This window comes from Deltaproteobacteria bacterium, assembly GCA_029858205.1.
Lineage (GTDB): Bacteria > Desulfobacterota > GWC2-55-46 > GWC2-55-46 > DRQE01 > JAOUFM01.
Window position 1 is genome coordinate 235946 of sequence record JAOUFM010000001.1, and the last position, 20100, is coordinate 256045.

The following is a 20100-nucleotide window of genomic DNA, read 5'->3' on the forward strand; positions in this document are numbered from 1 at the left end:
CGGATGGATAAAATGGACGAGACAACGGAAAAAGAAAAAGCCGAATTCGAAGAAGAGGCTTCCGGCGAGGACGAAGCGGCCGGGGCTTTATCCGAGGCCGAGACGCTTAAAAAGGAACTCGAGGCGAAGCTCTCTGCGTTCTCGGAGCTAAACGACAAATACCTTCGCAAATGCGCTGACTTCGACAACTACAGAAAGCGCATGGAAAAGGAGAAGTACGACATCGCCGCCTTCGCTACCGAGAACCTGATGCGTGAGCTCCTAAACGTCATAGACAACTTCGACCGCGCATTCGAGCACGCCGCAAAGGGCTGCGAAAACGAGGCCTGCGTCAAGGCCGCGGCCTCCATCAAAGAAGGCATCAACCATACGGTAAAGAGCATGCACTCCACCCTCACGCGCTTCGGGCTCGAGCCCATAACGGCAGAGGGCGAAAAATTCGACCACTCGCTCCACGAGGCCCTTGGCGAGGAAGAGCGCACGGACGTTGAGCCAGGCATGATCGTAAAAGAGCTTCAGAAGGGCTACCTGCTGAAAAAAAGGCTTCTAAGGCCCTCGCGCGTGATAATCTCAAAGGCTGCGCAAAAGAGCGAGGTTCCTCCAGACGCCGAGAGCGCGCCCGATAGCGAGCCGTCTCCGGAAGGGACCGTGCACTAAGCACACTCGACATGGAAAATAAAGATCTGTACAAGTTGCTGGGCGTCAGTCCTGATGTCACGGACGCGGAGCTTAAAAAGGCATACCGCGCCATGGCGCATAAATACCACCCTGACAAGAACCAGGACGACAAGGACGCCGAAGAGAAGTTCAAGGAAATAAACGAAGCCTACGAGATACTAAAAGACCCCGAGAAAAGAACGCGCTACGACCGCTTCGGGTACGCCGGCGTCTCAGGCGCTGCAGGCGCAGGAGCAGGCCCAGGAGGAGCGCACTATAACGCCGACTTCCAGGACTTTTTTGGAGACATGTTCTCCGAGTTCTTTGGCGGAGGCCGGGCAAGGCGCGGCCCTACTCGCGGCGACGATCTACGCTACGACATGACCATAACCTTCGAGGAGGCGGCATTCGGCGCTAAAAAGGACGTCGAGCATACAAGAATAACCGGATGCGAGAGCTGCAAGGGAAGCGGCGCAAAGCCCGGCACATCGCCGGAAAGATGCTCAGTGTGCAGCGGAAGCGGACAGCAGCGCTTTCAGCAGGGGTTTTTCACCTTCTCACGCCCCTGCTCCCAGTGCAAGGGCCAGGGCTCGGTAATAAAGAGCCCCTGCGCAGAATGCTCTGGCAGAGGCTCTAACCATATAAAAAGCAAGATTACGGTAAACATCCCGGCCGGCATAGACACGGGCTCGAGGCTAAGGGTTGCCGGGGAAGGCAACTTCGGCGACAAGGGCGGCCCTCCGGGAGACCTCTACATATTCATGACCGTTACGCCGCATCCTCTGTTTAAGCGCGACGGCGACGACGTGTACTGCGAGGTGCCCATAACCCTTGCTCAGGCTGCACTTGGCACGGAGATAGAGGCGCCTACCATAGAAGGGCCTGTAAAGGTAAAGATACCGGCTGGCACGCAGACGGGAAAAGTATTTAGGCTTAAAAACAAAGGAATCGCTTCTCTTAGAAACGGCAGGCGCGGCGACCACTTCGTCGCTGTAAGGCTCGAAACCCCTGCTAAACTAAACAAGCGGCAAAGGGAACTTCTCGAGGAGTTCGCGGCAATAAGCGGGGACGAGGTCTTTCCTGAGAAGAAAAACTTTTTCGACAAGGTAAAGGAGATATTCGGATGACGATACGCCGCGCGCTTATCACTATCGCCATTATCGCCGCTTACGCGGTCATAATGCCCTCGACCGCTGCCCGGGCCGGGCTCTTTGGCCCCTCTACAGAGGAACTGGCAAACGAGCTTAACTCGATACTCGAGGCCGTTGAAAGCGGCGGGGCAACCGAGGCAAACATAGCAAAGCTCGAAAAGTACATCCGGTCGAACCCAAAGGGAGAATTTACCGACGAGGCCCTTATAGAGATAGCCGTCATCTACACCGAGCAAAAGGACTTTTTCAAGGCCTCGCTGGCCTACAAGACACTCATAGAGCGCTTTCCGGGCAGCAAGTACAAGACCGACTCGATATACGGCCTCGGGCTCTCGGAATACAGAAAAGGCAACCTAAAGGAAGCAAGGGCCGTGCTCGAGTCCTTTCTCCAGGTAAAGGAAGCAAAGATACAGCAGAAGGTAAAGGCAAATCACCTTCTAAAGACCATCAGCTCGGTAGAGGCTGCGGTGGACGATAAGGCCGAGCAGCCCTCGGTGGCGGCGATACTGCCGCTTAGCGGCAAGTACTCGACATACGGCGAAAAAGCGCTTCGCGGAATACTGCTTGCTGCCGGCATATACGGCAAGACAGGCGCCCCGGAGGCAGTGTCCTACGACGTAAAGGTCTTCGATACGGAAACAGGAACCGCGCAAAACCCAAATTACGTCGCAGAGACCGTCGCTTCCGTAGCAAAGAATACTTCGGTAACGGGCATCGTAGGGCCTCTTCTAAGCCGCGACGCAGAGCCCATGGCAATAGCCGCAAACAAGGCCTCCATACCGGCCCTCATACTGTCGCAAAAAGAAGGAATAACCAAGCACGGCCCCTATGTGCTAAGGAACTTCATCACCCCGGCTGCCCAGACCTCGGCCCTGGCCGAGCACGCAACCACGGCGCTTGGTAAAAAGACCTTTGTCATACTCTACCCGGACACACCGCTTGGCAAGGAAATGGCAACAAGCTTCACCAAGGAAATAAACGCAAGAGGCGCCAATATAGTGGCGCAAACCGCATACCTGCCCGATACCAAGGACTTTAGCGACATCCTCCTGGCCCTCTTCAAGATCAAGACAGAAACAAAGCTCGAAGGAAGAAGGCGCATTTCCGAGTTCACGGCAGGCGTAAAGGCCGATGCCATATTCATCCCTGACGGGTACGAAGCTATCGCACAGATAGCGCCGTTCCTCGCATATTACAACTTAAAGAAAATACAGATGCTTGGCACCAACGGATGGAACTCAGAAGAGCTCATAAAGCTTTCCGGCCAGTATGTGGAAGGCGCTGTTATCGTGGACGGGTACTTTGCAGAAAGCCAGAGAAAAGGCGCGACCGACTTCGCAACCCTGTTCGAAACGGCATACGGCTACAAGCCCGGGATAATCGAAGCCGAGGCATACGACTCAACCCTCGCCCTTACCAGGGCCGCTACCGCGGGGCCGGAACGGGAAAAAATACTCAAGGCAATACTGTCGTCGGCAAGCGTAGAAGGCAGCGCAGGCACCATACGCTTCGATAAGAACGGCGAATCAATAAAGGAAATGTTTATACTAAAAATCAAGGACGGCAAAATTACAGAGGCCTCAAAAAGCGCCAAAAAAACGCCTTAATATGCAGACAACGGCCTCCCGTTCAAGCTCAGAATGTATTTGCACAGAGGCCTAATTTACGTTAAAATTATAAAGTTATGGAAAAAACTCAACTCGAGCACTTCAAAACGATACTAAACTCAAAGCTTGAGGAGCTGCTAAGCGGCGCGGAAAAGACCGTAAGCGGAATGAACCAGACCGACGAGGAGCACTTCCCGGACCCAAACGACAGGGCCTCGCTTGAGACGGACAGAAACTTTACGCTAAGAGTAAAGGACCGTGAGCGTAAGCTTGTAGCCAAGATAAAGGAAGCGCTTGGAAGGATAGAGGACGGCACCTACGGCATCTGCGAAAGCTGCGGAGAGCCCATATCCACGAAGCGCCTCGAGGCAAGGCCCGTTACCACGTCCTGCATCGAATGCAAGAAGGAAGAAGAAGAGACAGAGAAAAAGGGGCATGCCTGAAGGCTCCCGTTAAATTCCACGCAAAAAAGACCGGCGTCAGAGAGTTACTCCTGGTAAACACTTCCTTAGCCAAGCCGGCCGGAAAACAAAGGTAGTGCAATGCCGGAACTAAGAAAAGACCCCATAATCGGAAGGTGGGTAATCATATCCACCGACAGGGGCAAACGCCCTTCCGAATTCGTCACAAAGCCGCCGGCGGCAAAGGGTGGCTTCTGCCCGTTTTGCGAGGGTAACGAGGAAAAGACCCCTCCCGAGATTGCGGCATACAGGGTAAACGGCGGAAAAACCAACACCCCGGGCTGGCACATCCGCGTGGTGGCAAATAAATACCCTGCCCTGAAGGTCGAGGGTAACCTCGACAGAACAGGCGACGGCGTATACGACAAGATGAACGGTGTTGGAGCGCACGAGGTCATAATCGAGACACCCCGGCACGAGGACATGCTCGCGACCCTCACCCCCAAGCAGTTCGAGGAGGTGCTCTGGGCATACAGGGACAGGATACTGGACCTCAAAAAAGACGCAAGGCTTCGCTATATATTGATATTCAAGAACCACGGCGAGGCGGCAGGCGCATCGCTTGAGCACTCGCACTCGCAGCTAATCGCGCTCCCCATCATCCCGAAAAGAGTATCCGAGGAGCTTGACGGCTCGCTCGAGTACTATAATTACAAGGAACGCTGCATATTCTGCGACATAGTAAGGCAGGAAATCATGCAGGGAGTTCGCGTTGTATCCGAAAACCAGGACTTCATCGCGGTAACGCCTTACGCCCCTAAATCGCCGTTTGAGACATGGGTGCTTCCAAAGTTCCATGAATCGCACTTCGAGAACTCGCAAAAACACCACTACGAGAACCTTGCGCAGATATTCTCCGATGTTCTAAAGAGACTTAACGTAATACTCGACAACCCGCCCTACAACTTCATACTCCATTCGTCTCCGATAAAGGACTCTGCGACACTCGCGCACTACCACTGGCACTTCGAGATAATGCCAAAGCTTACGAAAACAGCGGGCTTCGAATGGGGATCGGGATTCTATATAAACCCCACTCCTCCGGAAGAAGCGGCTGCGTACTTAAGGGGCGCAAAGATAACATAGCGCAAGGGGCCTTGCGCCAAAGGCGGCTCCATATGGGATACGACGTACTTGAAGAAGTAATAAACCTTACCGACGAGAACAGCGCCGTATCCAGGCGTTTGAAGAAAGTAGCGAGGCTCATTGCCTCGCGTTTTGGCTGCGACGACTGCGCCATATACAGGCTGGAGGCCCGCGCAAAGGAGCTTACCCTTGCCGCCTTCTCTGGCAGAAGAAGCGCATTTAGAGAAACCTACGAGCACGGCGAAGGGGTAGCGTGGAAGGCCGTAAGCTCGAAAAAACAGGTATCGGCCGCCGCAAAGAGCAGTAACGGCAAAAAAGGCGGGCTAAGCGTCCTGGCAGTGCCGCTAACCGACGATATCTACGTCTACGGCGCCCTATACATAAAAAGCTCCAAAGCGCGGACAGGCCTCAAGACAGAGGATAAAAAGCTCCTTACCGTAATAGCGCGCCAGATAGCCTACATGCTAAAATGCGATCTGACGCTTACGAAACTTAAACGGCTCTATGACGAAAGACGGGAGCTTAACTTGAGGCTCTCACAGGCCGAAAAGCTCATGACCATAGGAGAACTTTCGGCAACCCTTGCGCACGAGATAAAAACCCCGCTCGTCAATATCGGCGGTTTTTCGGCAAGGCTGGACAAAAAAATAGAACAGGGCTCGCCTCTTAGAAAGTACGTCGAGCACATTACGACATCAGTAAAGAGGCTCGAAGGCATCATCGACGATATCCTCGCCTTTACCGAGGAAAAGGGCCTTAAATTCGAACCAATGGACGTAAACGACGCGGCAACGGCAGCGGCCGCGCTTTTTACCGGCGCCATGGCAAAATGCTCGATAGGGCTCGAGATGAACCTCTCTCAAAACCCTGTTACGGTGATGGCAGACCCTAACCAGCTGAAAATCGCCTTTGACAACCTGATTGCCAACGCGGTGCAGTCGATGAGCGATAAGGGCGGTCGGCTCTATATAACGACCAGAAATGAAAACAACTGGGGCGTGTTCGAGATAACGGACTCGGGCGGCGGCATAGACCCGCTAAAGATGTCGAACATATTCAACCCGTTCTTCACAACCAAGGAAAGCGGCACAGGGCTTGGCCTCACCATAACCGAGAAGATAGTCACAAGGCACAGGGGCAAAATAGAGGTTCGAAACGACTTTGGAACAGGCATGACCTTTACGATAAAGATACAAAAAGCCCCAAAAGGAAAATTAACGAAAAATTAGCGCATTTCCAGATTTTTGGGGTATAATTAAGAAACAGGCCGATAAATCATGACAAAAAAGAAAATACTCATAGTCGACGACGAGGAAGGCATCAGGCTTCTCTTTAAGGAAGAGCTCGAGGAGGACGGATACTCTACTGTATTGGCCTCCACGGGCGAAGAGGCCCTTGAGCAGCTTACGGGCGGCTCCTTCGACCTCGTGCTCCTTGACATCAAGATGCCCGGGATGGACGGCGTTGAGGTGCTAAGAAGGGTTAAAGAGCAATGGAAGGCCCTTCCGGTAATCCTTTGCACGGCCTACCCGCACTATAAGCAGGACTTCGGCACATGGGCCTCGGACGCGTACGTGGTAAAGTCATCGGACTTAAAAGAGCTGAAAGAAAAGGTCCGGGAAGTCCTTGGCAAGTAATCAGGCACCCTACTACCCCGGCTTCAGGAACACAAGCACGCCCTAGCAAACCCAGGACTTTTCAAGGCCGATAACCCGCCGTTTGGCCGGGGCGCTATTTTACGCGCATGTCTCCTTGCTTTTCCAAAAGCAATTCTATATAATAAATGATTGTAAGGTCCTGGACATACCCGTCATAGTGGCATCAAATTACGGGGGGTTAGCTCAGCTGGGAGAGCGTCTGGTTCGCAATCAGAAGGCCGAGGGTTCGATCCCCTTACCCTCCACCAGTACTTACGCGGGGTTACGGCAAACAACGTAACCCCGTTTTTTTCAAAGAAAGCTTTTTATCGACAGGATGGATAAACTCACTCTGACAATCATCGCGCTCACTGTAGCGGCCCTTATCCTGAACATGCCGTTTGGATATCTCAGGACCAACCACAAGAGAATGAGCTTCATGTGGCTCTTCTACATCCACGCCCCGGTGCCAGTCATCGTGGCCTTTAGGCTCCTTTCCGGGATTAGCTACAAGTATATACCGCTCTTTCTGGCCGGGGCTATATGCGGCCAGTTCCTTGGCGGCAAACTCAACAAAAAACGCATCTCATAGGCTTCCGGATATCGGAACTGCCCAGTAATTACAGCAAAAAAAATACGCGGCGGACGAAAGCGTCCGCCGCGTAGCAACCGGCTATCAGGCTATCCGCTCTCTTACTTCGAGGCAGACACGCAGTATGCTATCTTTCTCGTCTTTCCCTTCTTAAGGCTCATGCACTCGGGCGACGAGGCCCCTGCCCCTGTAACATCAGGCTCGTAATCGCCGTACATATAGGTCTCCGGAGCGAAGTACGCCGCATTGCTTACGGCATCTGAGGCAGCGGCATTGGTGCTGGAAGCCAGCATTACACCGCCGCTTGCGGCGCTGTATCCGGATAAAGTTCCACCTGCCGTAAGGGCCAGGAAGAGCGGCAACTTCCACGCGCCGACCATCACGAACACGCTCGAATTAACAGTGACATCGAGATTGCTTACCAGCGCGGCCGTATGGTTCATAAATCCGCCCCACTGCTCTCCGGCGCCCGTTACGCCGCCGCCGGTTATTGTCAGGGTAAGAAGCGGCGCGTCGATTGTTGGCGTAGTCGCCATATTATAAGCAACCGGATCAACGGTGCTGGCAGAGTTAAGGCCTATGGAAGCGGCAGTCAGCGCCACCGAAGAACCCGTTAGAGTGCCTGTGCCGTTTATCTCGCCTGCGGCAGTAACGCTTACAACACCTGTGCCTGCGGCTATGCCTGTTACGACTATATTGTTAGCGTCAACAAAGGTCACGTTCGAGTTATTGGCGCTCGTAAGGCTTATGCTCGCCGCGTCGTTTGCCGAGCCAAGCGTTATAGCTCCCCCGGCAAGAGCGCCGGTTGTATCAACGGTTAGCGCGCCGCCAACGATAGTTCCGCTTTGCGTGACATCGCCGTTCGTAGTTATGATTGCGGCCCCTGTGCCGGAGCTTATCCCTGCTATTACAACAGAAGTAGCGGCATCATAAGCGATCGCAGAATTAACGGTACTAAAATTTATCGAACCTGCCGTGTTGGCTGCGGTAGTAAGGTTTATGGCGCCGCCTGCCGTGGTGCTTACACTGAGAAGCCCGGCAACTACCGGCGCCGCACTCTGCGTAACCGTGCCTGCGGCAGTTACAGAAGAACTCGCCGTGCCCGAATCCAGAAGCGCTATCTGCACGGCATCGGCATCCTTATACGATATGGCAGAAGCGTTGCTCTTTAAAGCCACTGAGGCCGCATTGTTATTGGCCGTTGCGAGGCCTATGGTGCTCGTAGTGGCCGCGCCGGTTGTCGTATCGACAGTAAGCGCATTAGCGATTATCGGCGAAGTGCCTCCCTGGCTTACAGGGCCGGCGACCGTGAGCGTTGTAGAGGCGCCTCCGGAGTTTATACCGGTGCCTCCGACTATAACACCGTCGGCATCCCAGAAGAATATGTTCGAGCCGCCGCTTGAGAGGCTAACCGAGCCGACTGTGTTTGCAAAACTGTCGAGCTGTATGACGCCTGTCGCGTTTACAGTTAGAAGCCCGGTCGTGTTTATGGCCGAGCCATGTGTTACACCGGCCCCTGCCGTTATGGTCGCGGCCTTTGTGCCCGCATCAAGCGCGGCTATTGTAAGGGCCCCTGCCGCCTGGAACGCAACAGTTGAATCATTGCTGTTAAAATCTATTGCATTGACGGCATTGGCCTGGCCTCCAAGCTGTATCTGCCCGTTGCCTGCCGGAATGGCGCTCATATCGATTACAAGGGTATCGGCCGTAATCACCGCAGCCTGCGTTAGCGCACCGCCTATACCCTGCATGGAGATAGTAGAGGTTCCCAAACCGCTGTTAAGGCCGTTTATAACTAGCGCTGTCGAATCCTTATAAGCAATAGCCGTATCGTTTGCGCTTACGAGGTTTATGGCATAGGCCTCGTTGGCAAAGCTATCGAGCGTTATAGCCCCTGTGCCTGCCCCTGCTCCGGTGGTGTCGACAGTCAGGACTCCGGTTCCGGATGGCAGCGTTATGGCGCTACTTTGCGTAACATCACCTGTGGCAAATACCATAAGGCTTCCGCCAAGCGTAAATGCCGCGCCGTCAAGCACCGCTCCTGTCGGCGTTGTCTGTCCGTAGTAAAGAGTGACAAGCCCTGTGCCTGCGCTAAGGCCTGTTATCGTAAAATCATCGGCATCCTTATACGATATCGGCTGGCCGCTGACACTTGTAAGGTCTATAGTCGCCGTATTGTTAATCTCGGTTGAGAGGTCTATCTTGCCGCCTACCGCTGCGCCTGTCGTAACGACAGTGAGCGTGCCGCCGATGATCTCGCCGGTGCCGGTGGCGCTGCTTTGCGTAACATCGCCCTTTGCCGTTATGCTAACAAGGCTTACGGCATCGGCAGTGTTTATGCCCTCGGTCGAGCTGTCTAAGGCCGCGATATTTACGCCGTCCGCGTCGACATAGGTTATATCGCCGCCGCTGGTAAGAAGATTAATGTTCGTCACGTTGTTTGCCGTATTGCCAAGAAGTATTATCTGTGTCGGCGTCGCTGTTACATCCACCTTTAGCCCTGCGGCAATTATCGGCTGCGCAGTGTTATCGATGGTACCGTCGTTTATAAGTATCGTATCGCCTACAGTTGTTATTCCGTTTGTCGGCGTGCCCGTGCCGTTAAGGCTGTCTATGGTCAAGCCGCCCGAATCCTTGAGCTTTACAGACGTTGTATTTGCCGCTATGGTGTCTACCGTGTTCCAGGTGCTCACAGGGTCGAGATTATACGCCCCTCCCACCCCAAGAAGCTCAAGCCTCGGCGTGTTTATAATGGTGCCCGCTACCTGGGTTACCATGCCTGTGCTCTTTAAGGTAAGGAGCGTAGAGGCCGTAAGATTGCCAACGCCAAAGCCTCCTGTTACGTCGTTAAAGTACACGGTGCCGGTGCTGCCCGTCAGGTTCCCTGTTATGTTATTGGCGCCACCAAGCGTGTATGTCGCGTTAATACCACCAAGGAGATCCAGTCCGGCGGCCAGTATCACTCCGGTACCTGGTTCGGTGACCGAGCCGTTTGTAACATTGAGAGTGACGTTTTGCACAGCTGCAACAGTCGGGGTTGTTACGTTAACTATACCGGTAGAGCCGAGGACAAAACCGTTTGCGTCTGTAAACGATACAGCCCCGCCCCTGTAGGTTATATTGAGAGTGCCTACGTCGTTTGCGCCGGTAAGTGTAACGGCGCCTCCGGTCGTTCCGGTAACATTGACATTCAATATGCCGGTCGTCGTAAGCGAACCTCCGACCCCGGTGGTTATGGAGGCCGTTCCTGTCTGGTTAAGAGTAAGCGTACTGCCGCCGCCTGCGGTAACAGCGGCGTTTATGGTTATGCCGTCGCCGTTTAGCGTAAGCGGGGAGGCCGCGGTATCTATGACGAAGTTCACTGTCAGCGCCCCGGTGCCTGCGCCGTAACCTGCCGTATAGGTAGTCGGCATGGTAGTGCTGATAGCGGCGTCTATGCTGACAGCGCCCATTGCCCCTATCTCAAGGGAGCCTGCCGTTACGCCTGCGGGCGGGGCAGTTATGCTAAGGGTGCCGCCGGAGATAAGGCTCGCGAACCCGGTGCCGGCATCGACAGTCGTGATATTAAAGCTATTGGCGTCGACATAATAGATATCATACGCCGTGGCGCCGTTTTGCGTGACAAGGTTCAACGCCGCGACATCGTTTGATGTGTTAACGAGCGATATTGTCCCGTTGTTTTGCGTATCTATATTAAGCGTATTTGCGCGTATCTTGTCATTAGCAGTCGTGTTTGTCTGCGTAACCGCGCCGGTTGCAAGAAGCGTCACGTTGTTGATCGTCGTGTTGCCGGTATCGATACCAAAGGTAGAGCCGTCAATGGCGGCTATTGCAAACCCGTTTGCGTCGGTATAGGCGATATCCGCGCCCGTTGTGATAAGGTTTAGCGTAGAAACGTTGTTTAACAGATTCGTAAGTGTAATGGCTGCTGCGCCATTTGAGACCTTAAGCCCTGCGGCAACTATTTTATCGGTATTCGTTAATGCGCCGTTATTGATAAGTATGGTATTGCCTGTAGTCGTTATACCTGCCGTAGGCGCGCCGGTGCCGTTAAGGGTGCCGATGGTAATACCGCCGGTATCGCTAAGCTTCACAGAGCCGGTATTTGCCGCTATCGTGCCAACTGTATTGCCGCCTGCAAAAGTATACGCCCCGCCCGTGCCAAGCAGTTCGAGCCCAGGAGTATTTATCGCGCTTGTCTGCCCTACCGCTCCTGTGCTCTTTAGCGTAATAAGCGTTGCCGCAGTCACGCCTACTGTGTTTACGGCTCCGATATTAAAGCCGGTATTGTCCTGGAACTTAAGAGTATCTACATTCGAGGCCAGGTTCGTTATGGCGTTATCCTGCGTATGAAGCGCATACGTGGCCGTAGTACCAAGGAGTTCGAGCCCCGTAGCCGTTATTATGCCGCTCTGGGTAACAGTGGCCGCGGAGTTGACGTTTAACGTCACGTTCCTTCCTGGGCCGTTTGCAGTTATCGTGCCGACTGTGAATGCATCGGCATCGGCATATGAAATATTGCCGTTAAAAGTCTGAAGGTTCACTGTGCCGGATACATTGTTAGCCACATTATTTAACGTCAGATTGCCTGCGGCAGTAACCTGCGCGGTAAGGGTCGCGGCAACAACGCTGCCCGAGCCGCTTATGCCTGTTGCGGCGTTTATGGCAAGTGTTGACGGCGTTCCGGTGCCTGCCGTGACAACGGCGTTTACGGCAACGGTATCGCCATTTAGCGTAAGCGTAGAAGCCACTGTGCTGACATCGAAGTTTACCGTAAGCGCGCCCGTGCCCGCACCGTAACCTGCCGTAATGGTTGTAGGCGAAGTAAGCCCGGTCATTGCCGCGCCTATGGTAACATTGCCCATTGCCCCTATCTCAAAGGAACCTGCCGTCACGCCTGCCGGGGTTGCGGATAGTATAAGGTCTCCGCCGGAGATAAGGCTCGCGAACCCGGTTCCGGCATTTACCTGGGTATTTATATTGAAGCTGTCGGCGTCCACATAATAGATATCGCCGTTAACTCCGCTCCTTAAATCTATATCCGTTGCATTGTTAAGGGCGTTGGTTGCCGTTATACCGGCGGTCGCCAGCGCGCCGCTTGTATTGATTGTGAGCTGTCCACAAAGTATTTCTTCACCGGCGGCAAGTCCCTGCCCTACCGCGCCAAGGGCGGTAATGGACACGGCGCCTGTGCCGGCGGTTATACCGGATACCGTAACTCCGTTCGTATCCGAATAGCTTATGCCGCTATTCGAGGTCTCGGTAAATTTTATACTGGTTGCGTCGTTTGTCCCAAGAGCAAGTGTGATGCCTGCGCCTGCATTGACTGTAAGGAGATTTGTCGTTACGCCGCCGTCTATGGTCTCTGTCACCGCGCCGCCGGAGGTAAGCGTAAGATTGAAAGTGCCTGTGCTTATCGGGTCGGTTATGGATATGCCGCCGCCAACAGGGTTCCTTATTGTGGTATCGGCATTGAATGTAAATCCTGCCTCAGGGCCAGGGCCGTCACCGAAGACTATGATTCCGCTTCCCGTGGCGCTGCCTATTGTAATGGACGTGAACCCGCTCTGTATCTGACCAAGATCAACGACATCGAGGTTAAGCCCGCCAACTCCTCCGGCAAGCCCTATGGTGGTTGTTGCTGTGCTTGGCTGCAGCACAAGCGCGCCCACGCCGGTCGTCTGTATTGTACCGGCTCCTGACGTAAATATCATGTCGTCGGCAGTAAGCGTAAGATTGCCGGAAACGGTTATGCCTATCAAAGCGCCGACGGTGTCGACCGTAAGCGCAATATTATCTATAAAATCCAACGAGCCGGTGTCTGCTGCAAGAAGAGTAACGTTATTGGTGCCGGCGTTAAGGTTGTATATGCCGCCTACTCCGCGAAGCTCGAGCCCCGAGGCGGTTATGGCGCCGGTGGCGCCCTCGGCCACAGTGCCGGTGCTGTCGATCGTCATGGTCCCCGAAGCGTTTATACTGCCGTCAAGCGTAATGCCTCCGTCAGCGGTTACGGTCATGTTGCCCGAAGCGCCGCTTGCGACGACCGTAGAGCCGTTACTTATGGTAACGGTACCGGAAGTCCCTGCCGTAACAGTCACATCCCCTACGGCAGAAACACTCGAGGAGCCCTGGATGACAACACTGCCGCCGGCAGAGGTCACGCCTGCAACAAGGCTTACAAACGACCCGGGGGCGCCGATATTTATCAGTACATCGCCAAAAGACGCCGCCTGCCCAATAGTTATGTTTTGTCCGACGCTTATATCTATGCTGCCTGTTTCGGTCTCAAAAGCCGATCCGGATGCCGCAGAGCTTGTAATGATATCGGAAGTGCCACCGGTGGCCGTGACAGTTATCGTTCCGCTGTCGGTATGAATGCCGTTCGCGCTCAAGAGCGAGATATCGATGGTGCCGTTATTCGTAAGCGTCAGAGCGCCGCCGGTATTCTCGATACTCCATCCCAGGCCAAGCGCCAGATAAAACGCGTCCACCGTCAGGCCGCCGCCTGTATCGGTATTACGGATAATAATATCGCCTGACGTAATATTCTCGCCGTTTATTCTTGTAACATTCGTATCGAGATTAATGCCTGTGTCAGTGCTAAAGAAGAGATCCGCAGCAGTCACGTTCATCGTGCCAATACCGTTAGTATCCGTGATAGCGCCAAGCGGCGCTATCAATCTTACAAACCCGGCGGCGTTCGATATGGTATCCACCCCGAAGCCGGTATTGCTCGATATGTAAACGCCTCCCGTGCTCAAAGGATTAACAAACACCTGCACAACATCAATACTATCCAGAATTACCGGGGCCGCTGCCGTGCCTATGGCATTGCCCGCGCCGTCATCTCCGCTATACATTATAACGGTCGAGACATTGCCGCCAAGTCCATCCGAATCGGTTATGGTAAAACCTGCATTGGTTATCGCGCCAAGCGTCGGGGTGCCGGGAGTGCCTGTGCCGTCATCCCACTGACCGGCAATGCCGCTTATATGGTCGGCAAGAAGCGTAAGGGTAAGTGGCGTACCGGCGGTAACTGTGTCAAGTATGACATTGCCGGTTATATCTATGCCGTCCTCAGCCCATATTGTGGTATCGAGAGTAAAAGTGCCGGATACGGTGGCAGTAAGCGGGTCTATAATGAACGTGCCGATTGAACCGCCGGGGGCCGAGCCGTTGGCAGTGCCTGCGAAGGCCACGTTACCAGCGGCGCTAAACTCTGCACTACCGCCGTTACCGGAGACCGTGCCGCCCGAGATATCTATAAGCTGTCCGCCCTCTGCAGTCGCGTTGCCGTATGAATAAAGATAGATACTTCCGCCATTCGAATTAACGTCCGCGCCTGCGGCAGATACAATGCTTCCGGAGGCAAGGGTTAGCGTATCGTTTGCTACAACGGATATACTTCCCGCGGTGCCGTTATCTGCGACATTGGCCGATATGGTGCCGGAGTTCGTTATAATATCGCCCGTTAACCTTATAACCCCACCGTCATTGACGATTGCATTGGCCTCGATAACGCCAGAGTTGTTGACAACGGACTTTACCGCATTGTACGCGGACTTTGCCGTGATATAGACCTCGCCGCCATTTGCGCTGATTGTGCCGCTGTTATCGACAGAAGCGCCGCCAAGGGTAGCAGAATCGACCACAAAACCAAAGATAGAATCGCCGCTAAAGGTGAGCACCATCTGCTCGCCCGCGCCGATAAAGACCTTGCCAAGGGTAGCGCTTACAACGCCGGTATTTGTTACACTCGGGGCGCTAAGCACCACGTCGCCGCCGGAGGCATTTATAAGGCCGTTATTTACAACAGAGGTAACGGTAGAGCCGTTTGCCTGTGAAAAATTGTAATTACCCGAAAGAAAGTCATCGTCTGAAATATTCATCGTGCTCGCAAGAAACGAACTCACGTTCACGGAAGCACCGTTGCCGATGATGATGCCGTTTGGGTTTAAAAGATACACTCCTCCATTGGCATTAAGAGCGCCGTTTAAAAATGAAGTGTCCGCGCCGATAACCCTGTTTAGCGCTATGGACGACGCCGTCGGCTGAGTAAAGTTCACGCTCTCGCCGGAAGCTATGCTGAAAGAGCCCCAGTTGATTATCGCCTTCTGGGTCGACTGCGTTATGTCCATCGTGGAGCCAGATGAACTTACCGTAGCCCCTCCGGCGGTAACGCTGCCGTCTTGCGGCAAGGCATGTGCTATAAAAGGCGCCATAAGCAAGACCGCGGCAAATAACGCGGCAGCCGTAAAAAATACTCTTGATTTGAACATATTCCCTCCGGAATTAGTAATGTTAGAAAGCGGACTCATCGCGCCATTGGCGCGCCTTAGAACTTAAGCAGCTTAAGCCTGGCCATCACCGTATATATCCTGTCATCGCTTCTAATACTCCTGCTCCTTACGGGCGCGGCAACGTCGCCGGTGGCCTCTATTCTGTCGAACAGGTCTATTCTCAAACCGACGCCAACGCCGGTCAAATCATCGTTCTTATTTTCGCCTGCGTAAAGGTTATTTCTCCTTACGCCGCCGTTGTCGGCAAAGGCCGCTATACGAAGCATATCGCCGACACGGAAACCCCATAGCGACCAATTGCCGGAAAACGGAATAAGCGGCGCAGTAACCTCGAAGGTAGCGGCGTAACCGGCATCCCCGAGGCAGGTGGCGACGTTATAGCCTCTTACAGAACCCGGCCCTCCTATTGCGAACATCTCGGGGGTAACGAGCCTCTCTGCGCTAAACTGCCCTGCCAACTTCAAAAGAAGCAAAACATTGCCGGCCCTCTGTATCCTTGCTATATCGACGCTAGCCTTCTCAAACTCCCCGTTCGCGCCAAGGCGGCTCTGGTTAGGATCTTCTTTTACGTCCGGAAGGCTGCCCGCGAAATCAGGGAAACCGTGGGAATAGGTAAGCGAAAAAATCGTCTTTCCGTTATAAGAATCTATCCTGTCGTAATCGAAGCGCAGGTATCCAACAGCAAGGTCGTCGTTGGTAAGCTGTTCCTTCAAAACATACTCGAACATGTGCTTACGGTCGTAGCCCAGCGTGACGGTGAAGTTCGTAAGCCGCTTTACTATGAACGGATGACTTATGTATCCGCCGAATATATCGGACTTGCCCTCTATGCCGAGGTCCACCATGGGCCCCTCGCCGACTATATAATCCGCCTTTATGTAGCGCACGCCGACCCTCGTGCCGGAATCAGCAACCGGAATGGAATAATCTATGCCCATATACGTGGTGCTGTCGGAAGGATTTCCCACAAAATACGTGCCTGAAAAGGTCGAACCTATGAACGGATCCGTGAGGCTCAGGTACGCGCCGTAACGGTCGCGGCTGATTTCCTTGTTGCCGTAATTATTATATTCGAGCGTAAGAGACACCGGCGTCTTATCCTCGGCCGATATGAGCACGTCGGTAGAGCCCGGCTCCTCGCCCTTTGAAAGAACGGCTCTCGTATGCAGCCCAGGCGTGCGGTTTGCCAAAAGCACTGCGCTTTCTATCTCGTCTTCGCTAACGACCTTTCCCTCGAACTCGTCGAACCAATCCATCACGTAGCGCGGCGAGTAATAATCCAGGTTCATATCGCCCTTGCCAACGCCTTCGGGCATAGTGGCCGAAACATTCAACGTGCCGAGGTTGCCTTCAAGCACGGCTATCGTAACTATCGCGGTATCCACCTGCTGCGCCGGCACGTACGCCCTCGCAAGCATCATGCCCTTTGAATGGTAATACGCGGTAATCGCGTCGGCCACGGCCTTGAGGTCGGCGATCGTGTAGAATTTTTTAGTCTCCCACTCCTTCTTAACCTTGAACTCCGCTATCGCCCGCTCTATCTCCGCCTCGCTTACCTCCACGTTGCCTGCTATTACGAACTTTTTCACCTCGATTATTCTGAGGTCGTCATCGGCCGCGTAGAGCGGCGCAGCAAGAAACAGCAGCACGGCTGCCATAACCAATGGAAGGCCCTTGCGAATAAACGATACCGTCATTCTGTCTTCTCCGAATATGTTTTTTTTACTAACTTTACCGCCGCAGCTTAGCGGCCGATGGCGCCGTACTTAACTCAACTTAATTTTACTTAACTTTGCTTAACTTGACTTAAGAACCAGGCTCAGAAAAAAGCGTAACTACGCAGAATAAAAGAGGCTTCCAGGAAACGCGAGTGTCTTAGCCTTTTTACCACATACACAAAAAAGAGTCAAGAAAATTAACATGATGCGCGCCGTATAACAAACCGGTTATCCCCGGCTGCCTTGGACCTATTGACCGGTGTAAAGTAATGGGGTAATATGTAGCATCTTAAAACGCGCTGTATTTTGGAAATATTATCACTTGCTAATTATTTAGAACTGTCATGAAGCGTCAGAGAAATTCATCCTCCAAGGCATCCAAGACCACACCCGACACATTATCGGGCGTGCTTACTCGCTCATTCGAGGGCATTGGCATAGACCACATGCTTAGGGAGTACCGCGTAAAAAAGCTCTGGGAAGATGCCGTTGGAAAGAACATGGCCAGGCACGCAAGGGCCGATAAGCTTAAAAAACAGAGCCTCTACATAACAGCGGAAAACACCGCTTGGGCAAACGAGTTCGTTTACCTTAAAAAGACCGTAATGGAGAAAATAAACTCGCTTGCAAAGGAAGACCTGGTAAAGGAAATAATCGTCAAGACAACAGGGAAAAAGGACGACAAGTTAATTCCGGCAAAAAAACCTTTAAAAACCTTTAAAAAACGAGAGGTTACACCAGAAGAAATCGCCGAGATAAACCGACTTACAGAGGACGTAAAAGACCCTGTTATCCGAAATGCGATGCGAAGAGCAATGACCGAGAGTAAGCGCCGCAATACGGAAGATTAAGTCGCTGCATATAAAGGCTCTTCGACAACGAGCGCCCCGCCCGTATTCGAGCACTCGATCAAAAAAAGCCTGGCACTGCCAGTTTTCTTGAAATATATAAACCTCATGCGCCCTGGATAAAGAGAAGCTGCCTCAAGCTCGCCTAACATCTCAACAAGCCTTTTAACCGGAAAGATAAAACACGCCCTGCCGTTTGGGGCCAGAAGGTATTTAAGAGCCGTTATTAAATCTCGAAGCGTGCCGTGCGTCTCGGCCCTGGCAGCGCGTCTCTTTGCGTCCGGGCTTAGACGCCCCTCGCCTGCCTTTACGTACGGCGGGTTGCATACTACCACGCTAAACGAACCCTTCTTCAAAACCCCCTTTAAGTCCCGCCAGTCTGAATTTATAATATCAATCGTATCCTCTAAGTTATTTCTTTCAACATTCTTCTGAGCCGCAGAAGCGGCCGCTTTGTCTATCTCAACACCAACGGCCATTTTTGGAAGTCCTTTGGCACAAAGCGATAATAGCAGCGCCCCTGAGGCAGCGCCAAGCTCTATAACCGTGTCAGTTGATTTAATAGGGAGAACGAATTCCGAGAGCAGCAGAGTGTCTGTAGTTATTTTCTGCGAAGAGCCTTCGTCTACAAAAACAAAGGGGCCGATACGGTCTTTCTTCATACCGGCCCCTTCACTCGATTAATCAATCCCAAAGCGGATTGAATATTACCCCTGAGAGGAGCTTGGGGTAGAAGTACGTTGACTTTTGCGGCATGAGGAGCCCTGCCTCGGAAATATCTTGCACATCCGAGACCTTTGTCGCGTTCATTATGAACACGGCCTGGTGCTTATCAACCTTACCTGCCTTAAAGGCCTCGTCAGTGTCCTTTATGTAAACGAGATTCTTCTGCTTTTCCTGGTCTTCCTGGCTTATTCCCAGTATCTTATTCAAGATAAGGGAATGGAGCACCGTTACATCAAGTGTCTTATAAAGGTCAGGCATGTCTTTGCCAAACACCTTATCCATTATGCTCTTATCCTTTAGCTTCAAGAGATAGTACGCGTTCTTCTCTTTTGCGTAAAGGCCAAAGGCAGTGATCTTACCGTAGTGCGAATTCATATCGGCAAGGAAGCGCTTTCTCGTATCGGTCTCTATGCCATCGCCGTCGAACGAGTACTCGGTAATGTCAAAGTACTCCTTAGCCTTCTCAAGTGTTTTAGAAAGCGAGAAGCCCTCGACCGAATGCACCACCCTGTGTGTGGGGAATATATCGAGGCCGTCCTCGCCCATGGATGCAAAGTACATCATTACGTAATCAAAGGGCTCGTTACCTCCGGTCTTGCCGGTCTTTTCCCTCATGTAGTTACGGTAGTTAATGGCGGTTTCATAGCGGTGGTGGCCATCTGCTATGAACACCTTCTTATCCTTCATTATCTCTGCAACCTTGGCAATCGCCGCCTCATCGCTGATTTTCCAGACGTTATTTACAACGCCGTCGTCGCCCTTAACGTCCACCATGGGCTCGCCGTGGCGCGCGTTCTCGATTATTCCGGTAACGCGCTTCTCGGCAGCGATATCGGAGGCCTCGGGGAATATGGCGAATATGCAGCTTAAGTTGGCGTTCACTTCCTTCATGAGGCTAAGCCTGTCGGCCTTGGGGCCAGAGAGCGTTTTCTCGTGCGGGAATACAGAGCCCTTACCAAATTCTTCCAACTTGCAAAGCGCGATGAAGCCCTTCCTTGTCCTGATGCGGCCTTCCTTAAGTTTATAGCTCTGCGTGTAGTAAAATATCGACGGCTTTGGTATCTGCTCGAGTATGCCGGTCGATATCCAGGTCTTAAAGTCCTTGGCAGCCCGGGTGTACTTGTTGTTTGTCTCGTTATCTCCCGGGGCCTCCTTCGTAAGGATGAGCTTTATGACATTGCAGTGGTGCCTGTCGTAGAGCTTATTCTGGTATTCCGGAGATATGACGTCGTAAGGCGGCGCCATGACAGGGGTTAGATCCCCAAGCTTCGATAGATTGTACCTTATGCCCTTAAACGGTTTAATAGTTGCCATTAC

Annotated in this window: 13 protein-coding genes and 1 tRNA gene; 10 read left to right on the forward strand and 4 right to left on the reverse strand. The window is 53.0% G+C overall.

Annotation, left to right across the window (positions count from 1 at the left end; all coding sequences use genetic code 11):
• Nucleotides 1–12 precede the first annotated feature (12 nt).
• The 9 genes from grpE (at nucleotide 13) to OEV59_01240 (ending at nucleotide 7191) form a co-directional block, all read left to right on the forward strand.
• Nucleotides 13–657 (forward strand): nucleotide exchange factor GrpE, encoded by a 645-nt coding sequence (grpE, locus tag OEV59_01200; GenBank protein ID MDH4226360.1) that lies wholly within the window; start codon nucleotides 13–15, stop codon nucleotides 655–657.
• A gap of 11 nt (nucleotides 658–668) precedes the next feature.
• Nucleotides 669–1784, forward strand: coding sequence for a molecular chaperone DnaJ (dnaJ, locus tag OEV59_01205; GenBank protein ID MDH4226361.1), 1116 nt, complete (start codon nucleotides 669–671; stop codon nucleotides 1782–1784).
• Entirely contained in the window at nucleotides 1781–3415 is a 1635-nt protein-coding gene (locus OEV59_01210) for a penicillin-binding protein activator (protein ID MDH4226362.1), read from the forward strand. The genes dnaJ and OEV59_01210 overlap by 4 nt, the downstream gene beginning before the upstream one ends.
• A gap of 77 nt (nucleotides 3416–3492) precedes the next feature.
• Entirely contained in the window at nucleotides 3493–3858 is a 366-nt protein-coding gene (gene dksA / locus OEV59_01215; GenBank protein MDH4226363.1) for an RNA polymerase-binding protein DksA, read from the forward strand.
• A gap of 99 nt (nucleotides 3859–3957) precedes the next feature.
• Nucleotides 3958–4962, forward strand: a complete 1005-nt coding sequence (gene galT, locus OEV59_01220) for a galactose-1-phosphate uridylyltransferase (GenBank protein ID MDH4226364.1) — start codon at nucleotides 3958–3960, stop codon at nucleotides 4960–4962.
• Between the two features lie 32 nt (nucleotides 4963–4994).
• Complete coding sequence (locus tag OEV59_01225; GenBank protein ID MDH4226365.1) at nucleotides 4995–6191, forward strand: ATP-binding protein; 1197 nt, start codon at nucleotides 4995–4997, stop codon at nucleotides 6189–6191.
• A gap of 48 nt (nucleotides 6192–6239) precedes the next feature.
• On the forward strand, nucleotides 6240–6599 hold the full coding sequence (locus OEV59_01230; protein MDH4226366.1) for a response regulator: 360 nt from the start codon (nucleotides 6240–6242) through the stop codon (nucleotides 6597–6599).
• A gap of 193 nt (nucleotides 6600–6792) precedes the next feature.
• A tRNA-Ala gene (locus tag OEV59_01235) sits at nucleotides 6793–6868 on the forward strand.
• Between the two features lie 68 nt (nucleotides 6869–6936).
• Complete coding sequence (locus OEV59_01240; GenBank protein MDH4226367.1) at nucleotides 6937–7191, forward strand: hypothetical protein; 255 nt, start codon at nucleotides 6937–6939, stop codon at nucleotides 7189–7191.
• Between the two features lie 101 nt (nucleotides 7192–7292).
• Here the strand turns inward: OEV59_01240 and OEV59_01245 are convergent, their stop codons facing one another.
• Together OEV59_01245 and OEV59_01250 are read right to left on the reverse strand one after the other, a co-directional pair.
• Complete coding sequence (locus OEV59_01245; GenBank protein ID MDH4226368.1) at nucleotides 7293–15470, reverse strand: filamentous hemagglutinin N-terminal domain-containing protein; 8178 nt, start codon at nucleotides 15468–15470, stop codon at nucleotides 7293–7295.
• Between the two features lie 56 nt (nucleotides 15471–15526).
• Nucleotides 15527–17188 (reverse strand): hypothetical protein, encoded by a 1662-nt coding sequence (locus tag OEV59_01250; GenBank protein ID MDH4226369.1) that lies wholly within the window; start codon nucleotides 17186–17188, stop codon nucleotides 15527–15529.
• Between the two features lie 365 nt (nucleotides 17189–17553).
• Between OEV59_01250 and OEV59_01255 the strand changes: the two genes are divergently transcribed.
• A complete protein-coding gene (locus OEV59_01255) occupies nucleotides 17554–18060 on the forward strand; it encodes a DUF721 domain-containing protein (GenBank protein ID MDH4226370.1) in 507 nt (168 codons plus the stop codon).
• Here the strand turns inward: OEV59_01255 and OEV59_01260 are convergent.
• Together OEV59_01260 and OEV59_01265 are read right to left on the reverse strand one after the other, a co-directional pair.
• On the reverse strand, nucleotides 18057–18719 hold the full coding sequence (locus OEV59_01260) for a methyltransferase (GenBank protein ID MDH4226371.1): 663 nt from the start codon (nucleotides 18717–18719) through the stop codon (nucleotides 18057–18059). The two genes, OEV59_01255 and OEV59_01260, sit on opposite strands and share 4 nt — an antisense overlap.
• A 22-nt stretch (nucleotides 18720–18741) precedes the next feature.
• Entirely contained in the window at nucleotides 18742–20097 is a 1356-nt protein-coding gene (locus OEV59_01265) for a DUF1015 domain-containing protein (protein ID MDH4226372.1), read from the reverse strand.
• Nucleotides 20098–20100: the final 3 nt, after the last annotated feature.

What these genes read in the sequence shown, in the direction of transcription:
- OEV59_01260 (MDH4226371.1), bottom strand. Translation starts at nt 18,719, where the DNA reads ATGAAGAAAGACCGTATCGGCCCCTTTGTTTTTGTAGACGAAGGCTCT.
- OEV59_01225 (MDH4226365.1), top strand. Translation starts at nt 4,995, where the DNA reads ATGGGATACGACGTACTTGAAGAAGTAATAAACCTTACCGACGAGAAC.
- OEV59_01250 (MDH4226369.1), bottom strand. Translation starts at nt 17,188, where the DNA reads ATGACGGTATCGTTTATTCGCAAGGGCCTTCCATTGGTTATGGCAGCC.
- galT (MDH4226364.1), top strand. Translation starts at nt 3,958, where the DNA reads ATGCCGGAACTAAGAAAAGACCCCATAATCGGAAGGTGGGTAATCATA.
- OEV59_01240 (MDH4226367.1), top strand. Translation starts at nt 6,937, where the DNA reads ATGGATAAACTCACTCTGACAATCATCGCGCTCACTGTAGCGGCCCTT.
- OEV59_01265 (MDH4226372.1), bottom strand. Translation starts at nt 20,097, where the DNA reads ATGGCAACTATTAAACCGTTTAAGGGCATAAGGTACAATCTATCGAAG.
- OEV59_01210 (MDH4226362.1), top strand. Translation starts at nt 1,781, where the DNA reads ATGACGATACGCCGCGCGCTTATCACTATCGCCATTATCGCCGCTTAC.
- OEV59_01230 (MDH4226366.1), top strand. Translation starts at nt 6,240, where the DNA reads ATGACAAAAAAGAAAATACTCATAGTCGACGACGAGGAAGGCATCAGG.
- dksA (MDH4226363.1), top strand. Translation starts at nt 3,493, where the DNA reads ATGGAAAAAACTCAACTCGAGCACTTCAAAACGATACTAAACTCAAAG.
- OEV59_01245 (MDH4226368.1), bottom strand. Translation starts at nt 15,470, where the DNA reads ATGTTCAAATCAAGAGTATTTTTTACGGCTGCCGCGTTATTTGCCGCG.
- dnaJ (MDH4226361.1), top strand. Translation starts at nt 669, where the DNA reads ATGGAAAATAAAGATCTGTACAAGTTGCTGGGCGTCAGTCCTGATGTC.
- grpE (MDH4226360.1), top strand. Translation starts at nt 13, where the DNA reads ATGGACGAGACAACGGAAAAAGAAAAAGCCGAATTCGAAGAAGAGGCT.
- OEV59_01255 (MDH4226370.1), top strand. Translation starts at nt 17,554, where the DNA reads ATGAAGCGTCAGAGAAATTCATCCTCCAAGGCATCCAAGACCACACCC.